This is a genomic window from Pseudomonas sp. NFX224 (genome assembly GCF_048565165.1).
In the GTDB taxonomy this organism is placed as follows: Bacteria; Pseudomonadota; Gammaproteobacteria; order Pseudomonadales; family Pseudomonadaceae; genus Aquipseudomonas.
Genome location: NZ_CP183416.1, coordinates 1,794,592 through 1,807,921 on the forward strand (window position 1 = coordinate 1,794,592; position 13,330 = coordinate 1,807,921).

12 protein-coding genes are annotated in these 13,330 nt (G+C 59.9%); 9 read left to right on the forward strand and 3 right to left on the reverse strand.

Annotated elements, in window-relative coordinates; genetic code table 11:
* Positions 1–69: 69 nt before the first annotated feature.
* The gene (locus ACNYC6_RS08080; RefSeq protein ID WP_419711848.1) at positions 70–549 is read right to left on the reverse strand and encodes a CS1 type fimbrial major subunit; all 480 of its coding nucleotides are present in this window, start codon (positions 547–549) and stop codon (positions 70–72) included.
* Between the two features lie 514 nt (positions 550–1,063).
* Between ACNYC6_RS08080 and ACNYC6_RS08085 the strand changes: the two genes are divergently transcribed.
* Both ACNYC6_RS08085 and ACNYC6_RS08090 read left to right on the forward strand, forming a co-directional pair.
* Positions 1,064–1,642 (forward strand): PadR family transcriptional regulator, encoded by a 579-nt coding sequence (locus tag ACNYC6_RS08085; RefSeq protein WP_419711849.1) that lies wholly within the window; start codon positions 1,064–1,066, stop codon positions 1,640–1,642.
* A complete protein-coding gene (locus ACNYC6_RS08090) occupies positions 1,635–2,420 on the forward strand; it encodes a siderophore-interacting protein (protein ID WP_419711850.1) in 786 nt (261 codons plus the stop codon). The genes ACNYC6_RS08085 and ACNYC6_RS08090 overlap by 8 nt, the downstream gene beginning before the upstream one ends.
* 35 nt (positions 2,421–2,455) lie before the next feature.
* Here the strand turns inward: ACNYC6_RS08090 and ACNYC6_RS08095 are convergent, their stop codons facing one another.
* Both ACNYC6_RS08095 and ACNYC6_RS08100 read right to left on the reverse strand, forming a co-directional pair.
* Positions 2,456–3,115 (reverse strand): Pr6Pr family membrane protein, encoded by a 660-nt coding sequence (locus ACNYC6_RS08095; protein ID WP_419711851.1) that lies wholly within the window; start codon positions 3,113–3,115, stop codon positions 2,456–2,458.
* Positions 3,116–3,117: 2 nt separating this feature from the next.
* Positions 3,118–3,348 carry a VF530 family DNA-binding protein gene (locus tag ACNYC6_RS08100; RefSeq protein ID WP_008016727.1) on the reverse strand — a complete coding sequence of 77 codons (231 nt, stop codon included), beginning with the start codon at positions 3,346–3,348 and terminating at the stop codon, positions 3,118–3,120.
* Between the two features lie 254 nt (positions 3,349–3,602).
* Here ACNYC6_RS08100 and ACNYC6_RS08105 point away from each other — a divergent pair, with 254 nt between their 5' ends.
* The 7 genes from ACNYC6_RS08105 (at position 3,603) to cmoB (ending at position 13,311) form a co-directional block, all read left to right on the forward strand.
* A complete protein-coding gene (locus ACNYC6_RS08105; protein ID WP_419711852.1) occupies positions 3,603–4,985 on the forward strand; it encodes a carbohydrate porin in 1,383 nt (460 codons plus the stop codon).
* A 224-nt stretch (positions 4,986–5,209) separates the two neighbouring features.
* Positions 5,210–7,618 carry a glucose/quinate/shikimate family membrane-bound PQQ-dependent dehydrogenase gene (locus ACNYC6_RS08110; RefSeq protein ID WP_419711853.1) on the forward strand — a complete coding sequence of 803 codons (2,409 nt, stop codon included), beginning with the start codon at positions 5,210–5,212 and terminating at the stop codon, positions 7,616–7,618.
* Between the two features lie 213 nt (positions 7,619–7,831).
* The gene (gene lon / locus ACNYC6_RS08115) at positions 7,832–10,249 is read left to right on the forward strand and encodes an endopeptidase La (protein ID WP_419711854.1); all 2,418 of its coding nucleotides are present in this window, start codon (positions 7,832–7,834) and stop codon (positions 10,247–10,249) included.
* 216 nt (positions 10,250–10,465) lie between these two features.
* Positions 10,466–10,858 carry a protease inhibitor I42 family protein gene (locus tag ACNYC6_RS08120; RefSeq protein ID WP_419711855.1) on the forward strand — a complete coding sequence of 131 codons (393 nt, stop codon included), beginning with the start codon at positions 10,466–10,468 and terminating at the stop codon, positions 10,856–10,858.
* Positions 10,859–10,860: 2 nt separating this feature from the next.
* Positions 10,861–11,502 carry a lysoplasmalogenase gene (locus ACNYC6_RS08125; protein ID WP_419711856.1) on the forward strand — a complete coding sequence of 214 codons (642 nt, stop codon included), beginning with the start codon at positions 10,861–10,863 and terminating at the stop codon, positions 11,500–11,502.
* 76 nt (positions 11,503–11,578) lie between these two features.
* On the forward strand, positions 11,579–12,358 hold the full coding sequence (gene cmoA, locus ACNYC6_RS08130; protein WP_419711857.1) for a carboxy-S-adenosyl-L-methionine synthase CmoA: 780 nt from the start codon (positions 11,579–11,581) through the stop codon (positions 12,356–12,358).
* Positions 12,355–13,311, forward strand: coding sequence for a tRNA 5-methoxyuridine(34)/uridine 5-oxyacetic acid(34) synthase CmoB (gene cmoB / locus ACNYC6_RS08135; RefSeq protein ID WP_419711858.1), 957 nt, complete (start codon positions 12,355–12,357; stop codon positions 13,309–13,311). Before cmoA ends, cmoB begins: the two co-directional genes overlap by 4 nt.
* Positions 13,312–13,330: the final 19 nt, after the last annotated feature.

Here is a 13,330-nt window from a genome sequence, read left to right on the forward strand (position 1 = left end):
AAACTTTAAAGTTTGCCGACCGGGTACGTTACCTGGAACAAGTAAACGTATTGCCGTCGCAGTGATGACTTAGACGGACGGTTCAACGACCAGCATGACAACACCGGTGTAATCGCCGGCTTCAGGCTTTTGAGTGGTGACGGCACTGATTTTGAACGGTGCACGATAGCGGGTATTGGATTCAGCGTCGCCCACGACTTCTTGCGAAGTAGTGGTCAGCGCCTTTCCGTTGAGTTCGACTTTCAAATCGATGGTCTTGTTGCCGGCAATCAGTTTCGGAACACCTTCGAGTCGTGCGTTGACCTTGCCGGCGGTATGCCGCACGTCGAAGTGCCCGTCGACAGTGCGCATGGCGTCTGTAGACGGGTTGTAGCTCATGTCCTGATCCTTGTTGACCAGATCAAAGTCAACCGGTACCGCATAGAAGTCGTCAGCATTGACAGTAGCAACCAGACTGATGGAGTGCCTGGCTTCGGTCGCGGCAAACGCCATCGAAGAACTCAGAGCCAGAACAGCCAGGGGAGCAGCGAACGCGATTTTCTTGAACATCTTTCAGTACCTGTTTTTTTAAAAGAGTAAGTGCTGAACATTCATGATGAGTAATAGCTGTCACGAGCAGCCATTGGCTCATCAGAACTTTCAACGCCGAAAGATGATCGACCAATTGATCTGGAAAGTAAGCAGGCAAGTTCCTGCAAGTGCGTAGCTAAAGTGCTACGACCGTGGAAAGAAAAAACCGGAAATCACTGTAAAATAGATGCCTGGATGTAAGAGGAATACTACAAACTTCGATTTTTCCGCACTTCAGATAAGGCGTCTTAACAGCAACAGCTGTAAGACCAATACCACACGCCCCATAAACAATAGACGAAAACAGAACATTAGAGAGTTAACACTATTTTCAGCGTTTTCATCTGCCTGAATGAGTGTCTTTTTTACGATTTTTGGCGCGTTGGTAGACACGACCAGACGCGAGTCCCGGATCTGCCGTTGGTCAGAAGTCCTTGCCCTACCATCAAGATATATCTTAAGTTGTATCTAAACACGACGAGAGAAAGAGAAAATGAGAGACCATCATTCCCCCCATCGCGAACACGGCGACGGCCGCGACGGCTTCGAAAAACGCCCGGGCCGCGAACGCGGCGGTCGCGGGCCACGGGTATTCGCCCCCGGCGACCTGAAATTGCTGTTGCTGGCGTTGATCGCCGAACAGCCCTGCCACGGCTACGACTTGATCCGCCAGATCGAAGGCATGTTCGACGGTGCCTACAGTCCCAGCCCCGGCGTGATCTACCCGACCCTGACCTTCCTCGAAGAAAGCGAGATGATCCTGGGCGATGCCGAAGGCGGCAAAAAACGCTACAGCGTGACCGACGCCGGGCGCCAGTCCCTGACCGAGCAAGCGGTCGCGCTGGAAGGTGTGCGGGTGCGCATCGATGTCAGCAAGCGCTCGCTGCGCGGCCATGATCGCCCGGCGGAAATTCACGAAGCAGTGCATAACTTGCGTCATGCCCTGCAACTGCACCATGGTCGTTGGAGCCCGGAAGAAATCCAGCGTGTGGCCACCCTGCTCAACAACACTGCCAAAGCCATTGTCGACGGCCCCGCCGTACAAGCTGCCCAGGAGAAAGCGAATGACTGAAGTGAACCCACAAACCATTCACCGCGTCATGCACGAGATCAAACGCCGTCGTCTGGAAGTCTTGCGCGTGGTCGACCTGACCCCGCGTATGCGCCGCATTACCCTCGGCGGCCCAGAGCTGGCCGGGTTCGTCAGCCTCGGCACGGACGATCATGTCAAATTGATGTTCCCGCAGAACGCGGCGGAACACGCGGCACTGGAAACCCTCGTGCTCGGCGCGGGCAAGAACGACGGGGCGATGCCGGCCATGCGCGACTACACCCCGCGTCGCTACGACCTGCAAACCCTGGAGCTGGACATCGACTTCGTCCTGCACGGCGATGGCCCTGCCTCGACCTGGGCCGAGCAGGCCAAGCCCGGGCAATTCCTGCACATCGGCGGGCCTCGGGGTTCGATGATCGTGCCGGACATCTTCGACAGCTATCTGCTGATTGGCGACGAAACCGCCCTGCCCGCCATCGCTCGTCGCCTCGAAGGCCTGGCCGCCAATCGCCGCGCGCTGGTGATTGTGGAAGTGGAAAACGGCAAGGAACAGCAGGTGCTGGAGAGCGCTGCCGAGGTCAATGTGATCTGGGTGTTGCGTGAAGGGGGCAAGGACCATTTACTGACGACAGTGCGGCAGGTCCAGGTGCCCGAAGGCAGTCTGTACGCATGGGTCGCGACCGAGAGCAAAGTATCGCGGCAGATCCGTCGGGTGTTGCTCGATGAGCACGAGCTGGACGATCAGTTCGTCAAAGCCGTTGGCTATTGGAAGCTGGGGGACAGCGAAGAGCAATAACCGGGTTCCGTCGTAGCAGCTGGCGCAACCTGCTGCTACGAATTTCGAATCGTGCTCACTTGAGCGCGCCACCGATCCAGCCCGATCAGCACAACCGAAAGCAGCACAAACCCCGCCAACAATCCCCCCGCATTCAAAAACACCTGTGGATAACCCAGCTTCTCGACGTCAATGAAGGGATACGGATACACCGCCAGCAAATGCCCGCGCAACAGCGCATAGCCGAAGTACACCAGCGGATATATCACCCACAGGGCGATATGGTGCAAACGCAACAAGCCTTTGGGCACACAGCAAAACCAGTAGACCAGAAACAACACTGGCATCACGTCATGCATCAGCTCATCGGCCAGCCATTGCCAGCCTTCGGGATGCCAGAGATGGCGTAACAACAGGCTGTACGCCAGGCCAACCACAGCGATGCTCACGGCAATGCCACTGCTGACCCATGGCTGCAAGAACCAGCGACGCGCTGCGGATTCCCGGGATGTCAGTTCACAAGTGAGTACGGTGGCTACCAGCGTATTGCTCAACACGGTGAAGTAGCTGAAGAAGCTCATCAGCCCGCCCAGCAGGCTCGCGCCCAGGGTCCAGCGTGAATGGAAAATCAGGTACATCTGAATGCTCAATCCGGCCCAACCGAGAATGGCAGCCACAGCCACAAAACGACGTCGCACGGCAGGCGTGTTGAGCATGTTCAGAGCGGTCGCTTGGTACGCATCAACTTCACGTACAAACGCTCGACCTTCTCCCGCGCCCAAGGGGTTTTACGCAAAAACGTCAGGCTCGACTTGATGCTCGGGTCACTCTTGAAGCAGCGAATATCGATACGCTCGGCCAGCCCCGACCATTCGTAGTGCTCAACCAAAGCGTTGAGGATTTGCTCCAGCGTTACGCCGTGCAACGGGTCGTGGTTCTGTTCGGTCATGCCGGGCCTTTCGCGATGTTGGAATGAGGAAGCCGCGCACCTTACGTTAAATGTAGGTGAAACGGAAAAGATCGCAGGCTGCGACATTTCGTGGACTGTTACAAAATCCGAAAAGATGCATGTCAGTAAAAGCCCTTTCTCTATTTGTAACAGAACATTATCCTTGCGCCCGTTTTAGCTGAAACGCTTCTTCTCACCTGAATCACCTCTGCTGTTTCCGTTCATCCCCCAGAAAAAGATCAAGATTTCCTTCTATGCCTGATTTCCCATTCTTGCAAGACAGCGCTGTCTCTATGCCGATCGCTTGCCGAAAAGCCCTGCAACTCCTTGGCGGCTTCACCGCGCTGGGCCTTGCCACTTGCACCCAGGCCGCCCCGGCTTTCGACAGTGATTCACCGTGGATGCTCGGCGATTGGAACGGCACTCGCACAGAACTGGCGGAAAAAGGCTACGACTTCAAAGTCGATTACACCGGAGAAATGGGCAGCAACCTGCATGGCGGTTACGACCACGACCGCACCGCGCGCTACAGCGACCAGTTTGCTCTGGGCAGCCATCTGGACTTGCAGAAGATTCTCGGCTGGAGCGATGCCGAATTTCAGCTGACGATCACCGAACGCAGCGGCAACAACATCAGCAACGACCGCATCAACGATCCCCGCGTCGGCGGCTTCACTTCGGCCCAGGAAGTCTGGGGCCGGGGCCAGACCTGGCGCCTGACGCAGATGTGGTATCAGCAGAAGTTCTTCGATCAGCAGCTCGACGTCAAAGTCGGCCGCTTCGGCGAAGGCGAAGACTTCAACAGCTTCCCCTGCGACTTCCAGAACCTGGCGTTCTGCGGTTCCCAGGTCGGCAACTGGGTCGGCGGTATCTGGTACAACTGGCCGGTCAGCCAATGGGCGATGCGGGTCAAGTATCACCTGACGCCGGAGCTGTACGCGCAGGTCGGCGTGTACGAGCAAAATCCGTCGAACCTTGATCGCGACAACGGCTTCAAGCTCAGCGGCAGCGGCACCCAGGGCGCGATCCTGCCGGTGGAGCTGGTGTGGACGCCCAAGCTCAACGGCCTGCCGGGCGAATACCGCGCCGGTTATTACTACAGCAACGCCAACGCCACCGATGCCTACAAGGACAGCAACGGCCAACCCGCCGCCCTGAGTGGCGAGGCATACCGCAGCGCTTCGAGCAAACACGGCGTGTGGCTCGGCATCCAGCAGCAAATCACCCGCATTGCCAGCGACCATTCGCGCGGCCTGAGCGTGTTCGCCAACGGCACGATGCACGACAAGAAAACCAACGCCATCGATAACTACGTCCAGGCTGGCGTCGTCTACAAAGGCCTGTTCGACGCCCGCGCCAAGGACGATATCGGCTTCGCCATGGCCCGTGTGCACGTCAACCCGGCCTATCGTAAAAACGCCGAAGCGACCAATCAGGCCCATGCAGTTTTCGACTACGACGATCCAGCGTTCCTGCCGCCGCAAGACACCGAATACAGCGCCGAGCTCTATTACGGCGTACACGTCACCAACTGGCTGACCGTGCGCCCGAACCTGCAATACATCCGCCATCCCGGTGGCGTGAACGAGGTCGATGACGCCTTGATTGGCGGACTGAAGATCCAGTCGTCGTTCTAAAAAACACCACAAAACCCTGTAGGAGCGAGCCTGCTCGCGATGGACGTCAACGAGAACGCTACAAGCCTGACACCCCGCGGCGTTCTCAGGTTTCTCGCGAGCAGGCTCGCTTCTACAGGGGATTGCGTTAATCCAACAGTTTTCATCTGAACCATGCCCCCACACGATCGTCATCTACAGTGAACGTGCGTGGGACTACTTGAAATATCACGGAGAATCACACTATGAGCACTGATGGTGCCTTGAGTCGAAGCCGTCTGCTGCCGAGTCTGCTCGGCATTCTGCTTCTGCTAATGGGCCTGGCCATGCTGGCCGGGGGGATCAAGCTGAGCATGCTCGGCGGCTCGCTGTATTACCTGCTGGCCGGTATCGGCCTGGCGCTGACCGGCATTCTGCTGTTGATGGCTCGCCGCGCCGCGCTGGGCCTGTACGCAGTGGTGCTGTTCGCCAGCACCGTGTGGGCGCTGTGGGAAGTCGGCCTTGACTGGTGGCAACTGGTGCCGCGTCTGGCGATGCTGTTTGCGCTGGGCATCGTCATGCTGCTGCCGTGGTTCCGTCGTCCGCTGCTGCGTGATGGCGCCGCCCCGATGGGCACTGGCGCGCTGGGCGTGGCCGTGGTGCTCGCCGGCGTTACCGCTTTGGCCAGCCAGTTCACCAACCCGGGTGAAATCAAGGGTCAACTGGACCGCGACAGTGTCGATGGCATGACCAATACCGCCCCGGCCATGCCGGACGGTGACTGGAATTCCTACGGCCGCAGCGCTCACGGCGACCGTTACTCGCCACTGACGCAGATCACCCCGCAGAATGCGCACAAACTGGTTGAGGCCTGGAGCTATCGCACTGGCGACCTGCCAGGGCCGAACGATCCGGGCGAAACCACCGCCGAAAACACCCCGCTGAAAGTCAACGGCATGCTCTACGTCTGCACACCGCACAGCCAGGTGATTGCACTGGACCCGGACACCGGCAAGGAAATCTGGCGTTTCGATCCGAAGCTCTCCACGCAAAACGCGGCGAACTTCAAGGGTTGGGCACACATGACCTGCCGTGGCGTGACCTATCACGATGACGCGGTGTACGCCTCCGAACAGAGCCCGACCGGCAGCGCCAGCGCTGCGGTGGCCAGCGCCTGCCCGCGTCGGATCTTTCTGCCGACTGCCGACACCCGCCTGATCGCGCTGAACGCCGACACCGGCAAGATGTGTGAAGACTTCGGCGATAAAGGCCAGGTCGACCTGCGCGCCAACATCGGCGGCTTCACGGCCGGCGGTTACTACTCCACCTCGCCACCTGCGGTCACCAAGGATCTGGTGGTGATTGGCGGTCATGTCACCGACAACGTGTCTACCGACGAGCCAAGCGGCGTGATCCGCGCGTTCGACGTGCACACCGGCAAACTGGTGTGGAACTGGGACAGCGGCAACCCGGACGACACCACGCCGATTGCCGAAGGCAAGGTCTACACCCGCAACTCGCCGAACATGTGGTCCATGTTCGCCGTCGATGAAAAACTCGGCATGCTCTACCTGCCGATGGGCAACCAGACTCCGGACCAGTTCGGCGGCGCACGCACGCCTGAATCGGAACTGCACGCCGCCGGCCTGACCGCCCTCGACATCGCCACCGGCAAAGTGCGCTGGCACTTCCAGTTCACTCACCATGACCTGTGGGACATGGACGTGGGTGGCCAGCCAACCCTGACCGACCTGAAAACCGCTGACGGCGTGAAACAAGCGGTATTGGCTTCCACCAAGCAAGGCAGCATCTACGTGCTGGACCGCAGCACCGGCCAGGCCATCGTGCCGATCAACGAAGTGCCGGTGCCGCAAGGCGCAGTGGAAGGCGACCACACTTCGCCGACCCAACCGAAATCCGACCTGAACCTGATGCCGCCGCCGCTGCAAGAGCGCGACATGTGGGGCGTTACGCCGTTCGACCAGTTGATCTGCCGGATCGACTTCAAATCCATGCGCTACGACGGCCCGTTCACGCCGCCATCGCTGCAGGGTTCGATCGTTTATCCGGGCAACTTCGGTGTGTTCGACTGGGGCGGTATCTCGGTTGACCCGGTGCGCCAGATCGCTTTCGTGAACCCGAGCTACATGGCGTTCAAATCGAAAATGATCCCGGCCGCTGAAATCGCCGCCCAAGGCCCGCGCAAAAGCGAAACCGAAGGCGTGCAGCCGAACAAAGGCGCGCCGTACGGCGTAGTCCTCGAAGCGTTGCTGTCGCCGATGGGCCTGCCGTGCCAGGCGCCTGCCTGGGGCTATGTGGCGGCGATCGACATGACCACTGCCAAAGTCCTGTGGAAACACAAGAACGGCACCGTGCGTGACAGCTCGCCGGTTCCGATCCCGCTGAGCATGGGCGTGCCAAGCCTGGGCGGCACCTTCACCACCGCCGGTGGTGTTGGCTTCCTCAGCGGCACCCTCGACCAGTACCTGCGCGCCTACGACGTGAAAAACGGCAAGCAGCTGTGGGAAGGCCGACTGCCAGCCGGCGCGCAAACCACGCCAATGACCTACACCGGCAAGGACGGCAAGCAATACGTGCTGGTCGTTGCCGGCGGCCACGGTTCGCTGGGCACCAAGCAGGGTGACTATGTGATTGCGTACAAACTGTCCGAGTAAGTTGTAACGGCAGTAAAACAAAGGCGACACCCTCACAGGCGTCGCCTTTTTTATTGCCGCCGCCGCCCCTCCTACAAATGCATCGCGGCACAATCCAGCTAACCTGAATCCCTGCTGAACACACCTTCGAATTCCCCATTAACCCCAAAGCATCATTGAAACCACCGCCAACCTGCCCCATCTAAGACCCATACCCATTGCGCAGGTGCCCAAATGAGCGACCAGCAAGAATTCCCCGAAGACCCGAGCGAATACGCCGATCCGGAAAACGCCCCGCACCCTAACCCCGGTAAAGGCCTGGCCCTGCCTGGCCAGAATCTGCCGGACAAGGTCTACATCATCCCGATCCACAACCGACCGTTCTTCCCGGCCCAGGTGCTGCCGGTCATCGTCAATGAAGAGCCGTGGGCCGAGACCCTCGACCTGGTCGCCAAATCCGATCACCACTCCCTGGCCCTGTTCTACATGGACACGCCCCAGGAAGACCCGCGCCACTTCGACACCTCGGCCCTGCCGCTGTACGGCACGCTGGTCAAGGTGCATCACGCCAGCCGCGAAAACGGCAAACTGCAATTCGTCGCCCAGGGCCTGACCCGCGTGCGCCTCAAGACCTGGCTGAAACACCATCGCCCGCCGTACCTGGTGGAAGTCGAATACCCGCACCAGCCGACCGAGCCGACCGACGAGGTCAAGGCCTACGGCATGGCGCTGATCAATGCGATCAAGGAACTGCTGCCGCTCAACCCGCTGTACAGCGAAGAGCTGAAGAATTACCTCAACCGCTTCAGCCCCAACGACCCGTCGCCGCTGACCGACTTCGCCGCCGCCCTCACCTCGGCCACCGGCAATGAATTGCAGGAAGTGCTCGACTGCGTGCCAATGCTCAAGCGCATGGAAAAAGTCCTGCCAATGCTGCGCAAGGAAGTCGAAGTCGCGCGCCTGCAAAAAGAAATATCCGCTGAAGTGAACCGCAAGATCGGTGAGCACCAGCGCGAGTTCTTCCTCAAGGAACAACTCAAGGTCATCCAGCAGGAACTGGGGCTGACCAAGGACGACCGCAGCGCCGACCTCGAACAGTTCGAGCAGCGTCTGGTGGGCAAAGTCCTGCCGACGCAGGTGCAGAAACGCCTCGAAGAAGAAATGAACAAGCTGTCGATACTCGAAACCGGATCGCCGGAGTATGCGGTCACCCGCAATTACATCGATTGGGCGACCTCGGTGCCGTGGGGCGTGTACGGCGAGGACAAACTCGACCTCAAGCATGCGCGCAAGGTGCTGGACAAACATCACGCCGGTCTCGATGACATCAAGGACCGCATCCTCGAATTCCTCGCCGTCGGTGCCTATAAAGGCGAGATCAGTGGGTCCATCGTGCTGCTGGTCGGCCCGCCGGGCGTGGGCAAGACCAGCGTCGGCAAATCCATTGCCGAATCCCTTGGTCGGCCGTTCTACCGCTTCAGCCTCGGTGGCATGCGCGACGAAGCCGAGATCAAGGGCCACCGCCGCACCTACATCGGCGCGCAGCCGGGCAAACTGGTGCAGGCGTTGAAAGACGTCGAAGTGATGAACCCGGTGATCATGCTCGACGAGATTGACAAGATGGGCCAAAGCTACCAGGGCGACCCGGCCTCGGCGCTGCTGGAAACCCTCGATCCGGAGCAGAACGTCGAATTCCTCGACCATTACCTCGACTTGCGGATGGACCTGTCGAAAGTGCTGTTCGTCTGCACCGCCAACACCCTGGATTCGATTCCCGGTCCGTTGCTGGACCGGATGGAAGTCATTCGCCTGTCGGGCTACATCACCGAAGAAAAAGTCGCCATCGCCAAGCGTCACCTGTGGCCGAAGCAGCTGGAGAAGGCCGGCGTGTCGAAAGGCAGTCTGAGCATCAGCGACACCGCACTCAAAGCCCTGATCGACGGTTATGCCCGTGAAGCTGGCGTGCGTCAGCTGGAGAAAAACCTCGGCAAGCTGGTGCGCAAAGCGGTGATGAAGCTGCTCGACGAACCGAAAGCGGTGATCAAACTCGGCCCGAAAGACCTCGAAACCTCGCTCGGCAAACCGGTGTTCCGCAACGAGCAGGTGCTGTCGGGAACCGGCGTGATTACCGGACTGGCCTGGACCAGCATGGGCGGCGCCACTTTGCCGATCGAAGCGACGCGCATCCATACCCTGAACCGCGGATTCAAACTCACCGGGCAACTGGGTGACGTGATGAAAGAATCGGCGGAGATCGCCTACAGCTATGTCAGCTCCAACCTGAAGTCATTTGGCGGCGATCCGAAATTCTTCGACGAGGCTTTCGTGCACCTGCACGTCCCGGAGGGTGCCACCCCGAAAGACGGCCCGAGCGCCGGCGTGACCATGGCCAGTGCCCTGCTTTCGTTGGCGCGCAATCAGGCGCCGAAAAAAGGCGTGGCCATGACCGGCGAACTGACGTTGACCGGGCATGTGCTGCCGATTGGCGGGGTGCGTGAAAAGGTGATTGCGGCGCGACGGCAGAAGATTTTCGAGCTGATCTTGCCGGAAGCCAACCGGGGGAATTTCGAGGAACTGCCGGAGTATTTGAAGGAAGGAATTACCGCGCACTTTGCCAAACGGTTTGCGGATGTGGTGAAGGTGCTTTTCTGATGTTTCTGTAGCGCCTGCCCCGCCGCTATCGCTGGCAAGCCAGCTCCCACAGGATTTTATGGTGGACACACATTTTGTTCACACTGCCGATCACTGTGGGAGCTGTCTTGCCAGCGATGGCGTCCTCCCAGTCACCGTCTCCTTCGGCGGCTGTCACAATTTGTCTCATCTCGGTTATGCTCGCCGTTCGTCGTGAACGCCGGAGCCACTGACCTTATGTCCCCCACTCGCCTGTTTATCCCCCTCGCCCTCGCCTTGCTGGCCGGATGCGCCACGCAACCTGCACACAATGTGACCGTGGAAAAACAAAGCGAATGCCCGGTGAAACTCAGCAGCGGACAAAACCTGATCCTGACCCTGCCGAGCAACCCGACCACGGGTTATCGCTGGTCGATCCAGGATTCGGCCGGTGGCGTGTTGCACGCGTTAGGTCCCGAGGTTTATCGCAACCCCGAAGATGCCGGTATCGTCGGCGCCGCCGGCGTATCGACCTGGCGCTTCCAGGCCTTCGCCCCCGGTACCGGGCGCTTGCGCCTGACCTCGCAACAGCCATGGGCGCCGGAAGTGCTGCCGGTTGATTCGTTCGACTGCGCAATCTCGGTGAACTGACCGTGGGCTGGCTGATTCTGGCGCTGATGGGCGCGGTGACGTTCCTGTATGGTCTGAGCGTGCATGCCGCGTTGCTCTGCCTGCTGGTCAAGCCGCTGCCGGTGCTGGCCCTGCTCGGCTGGCTGCACGATGCGCCGCCCACTGATTATCGACGCTGGATCAGCCTCGGCCTGATTTTCTCCCTGATCGGCGATGTGTTGCTGGCATGGCCGGGGGATTTGTTTGTGTTTGGCCTGAGCGCGTTTCTGATCGCGCACTTGGCGTATCTCAAAGCCTACTTGAGCGATTGTCGGCGTCTGGCGTTGCTGCCCCTGATAGTCGCCCTCGGTGTCGGCGCCACCCTATTGGGAATTCTGATCTCCCATGGTCTGGGGCCATTGCTGATTCCGGTGATCGTCTACGGTCTGGCTATCAGCGCCATGCTCTGGCGCGCACTGGCCCGCCTCGGCACCGAAGTGCCCAAGCGCTCGGCGCTGCTGGCCGCGGGTGGTGCTGTGGCGTTTGTGTTCTCCGATAGCGTGATCGGCATCAGCCGCTTTGTGATGCCGTTTGATGCGGCACCTTATGTGATTATCCTCAGTTATTGGTTGGGGCAATGGGGGATAACAGCCTCCGCATTTCCCCAATCGCAGCGCCCTTTGTAGCAGCTGCTACCTGGATTGCGCGCTCATCCGCCGGTTTATCAGACAACCCGCGCATCCCCGCGCCAACTTGGCTAAAATGCCGGCCTTTTCCACCTACACCGCTGGAACCGCCGTGAGCAAAGAACCCGATCGCCTTTTCGCCCAGCCTTTGGCCCAGGTGCCTGACTTCGCCTTTAACGAGGACGTGGTGCGGGTGTTCCCGGACATGATCAAGCGCTCGGTGCCGGGTTATCCGACTATCGTCGAGAACCTCGGCGTGCTTGCCGCGCAGTTCGCCCAGCCTAACAGCGTGCTGTACGACCTGGGTTCGTCGCTGGGCGCCGTGACCCAGGCCCTGCGCCGCCATGTGCGCACCGACGGTTGCCGCGTAATCGCTGTGGATAACTCCGCCGCCATGGTCGAACGCTGCCGCGAGTACCTCAACGGTCAGGATTCGATGTTCCAGGAGTTGCTGCCGGTCGATGTGATCGAGGGCGACATCCTTGCCCTGGAGTTCCAGCCAGCCTCGGTGGTGGCGTTGAACTTCACCCTGCAATTCATCGCCCCGGACCAGCGCACCGCGCTGCTGTCGCGCATCCGCCAGTCGCTGTTGCCCGGCGGTGCGCTGATCCTTTCGGAAAAACTGCGTTTTGAAGACGAGCAGGAGCATGCGCTGCTCACCGACCTGCACATCGCCTTCAAGCGCGCCAACGGCTACAGCGAACTGGAAATCGCCCAGAAGCGCAGCGCCATCGAAAACGTCATGAAGCCCGACAGCCTCGAAGAACACCGCGAGCGCCTGTTGGCCGCCGGGTTCTCGAAAGTCGTGCCGTGGTTCCAGTGTCTTAACTTTGCCTCGTTGATTGCCTTGCCATGATTGATCTGTCCCCCCTCGCCCGCCGTCTGGCCGGCACACCACTGGCTGATTGGGCCAACACCCTGCAAGCGCAACTCGACAAGAAAATGGAAAAGGGTCACGGCGACCTGGAGCGCTGGCAGAGTGCGCTGGATGCCTTGCCGAAGATTCAGCCGAGCGAAGTCGATTTGCTCAATGGCTTGAAGCTCGACACCGACTGTGATGACGCGACCCGCGCGCAAATGCGCAATGCATTGATGGGCTTGTCGCCATGGCGCAAAGGGCCGTTCGACCTCTTCGGTGTGCACGTCGACACCGAATGGCGCTCGGACTGGAAATGGTCGCGGGTGTCGCCGCATCTGAATCTGAAAGGCAAACGCATCCTCGACGTCGGCTGCGGCAACGGCTACTACATGTGGCGCATGCTCGGTGCCGGTGCGGACAGCGTGATCGGTGTCGACCCGAACTGGCTGTTCTTCTGCCAGTTCCAGGCCGTGCAGCGCTACCTGTCCGAACCGAATGCCTGGCACCTGCCGTTCCCGTTCGAAGACCTGCCGCCGAACCTCGAAGGGTTCGACACGGTGTTCTCCATGGGCGTGTTCTACCACCGCCGATCGCCGATCGAGCATTTGCTGGCGCTGAAAGATTGCCTGGTCAAGGGCGGTGAACTGGTGCTGGAAACCCTGGTGGTCGAAGGCGATAAACACCAGGTTCTGGTGCCGGAAGACCGCTACGCGCAGATGCGCAACGTGTGGTTCCTGCCGTCGGTGCCAGCGCTGGAATTGTGGCTGCGTCGCGCCGGCTTCACGGACGTGAAGTGTGTGGATGTGAGCACCACCACCGTCGAGGAGCAGCGTGGGACGGAGTGGATGAAGTATCAGTCGCTGAGTGACTTCCTTGATCCCGAAGACCACAGCAAGACCATTGAAGGTTTGCCGGCGCCGATGCGGGCGGTGATCGTCGCCCGCAAATAATTATCCCAATGAAGATCCC

Coding starts and splice junctions, on each gene's coding strand:
- ACNYC6_RS08080 (WP_419711848.1), bottom strand. CDS start 549: ATGTTCAAGAAAATCGCGTTCGCTGCTCCCCTGGCTGTTCTGGCTCTG.
- ACNYC6_RS08085 (WP_419711849.1), top strand. CDS start 1,064: ATGAGAGACCATCATTCCCCCCATCGCGAACACGGCGACGGCCGCGAC.
- ACNYC6_RS08090 (WP_419711850.1), top strand. CDS start 1,635: ATGACTGAAGTGAACCCACAAACCATTCACCGCGTCATGCACGAGATC.
- ACNYC6_RS08095 (WP_419711851.1), bottom strand. CDS start 3,115: ATGCTCAACACGCCTGCCGTGCGACGTCGTTTTGTGGCTGTGGCTGCC.
- ACNYC6_RS08100 (WP_008016727.1), bottom strand. CDS start 3,348: ATGACCGAACAGAACCACGACCCGTTGCACGGCGTAACGCTGGAGCAA.
- ACNYC6_RS08105 (WP_419711852.1), top strand. CDS start 3,603: ATGCCTGATTTCCCATTCTTGCAAGACAGCGCTGTCTCTATGCCGATC.
- ACNYC6_RS08110 (WP_419711853.1), top strand. CDS start 5,210: ATGAGCACTGATGGTGCCTTGAGTCGAAGCCGTCTGCTGCCGAGTCTG.
- lon (WP_419711854.1), top strand. CDS start 7,832: ATGAGCGACCAGCAAGAATTCCCCGAAGACCCGAGCGAATACGCCGAT.
- ACNYC6_RS08120 (WP_419711855.1), top strand. CDS start 10,466: ATGTCCCCCACTCGCCTGTTTATCCCCCTCGCCCTCGCCTTGCTGGCC.
- cmoA (WP_419711857.1), top strand. CDS start 11,579: ATGCCGGCCTTTTCCACCTACACCGCTGGAACCGCCGTGAGCAAAGAA.
- cmoB (WP_419711858.1), top strand. CDS start 12,355: ATGATTGATCTGTCCCCCCTCGCCCGCCGTCTGGCCGGCACACCACTG.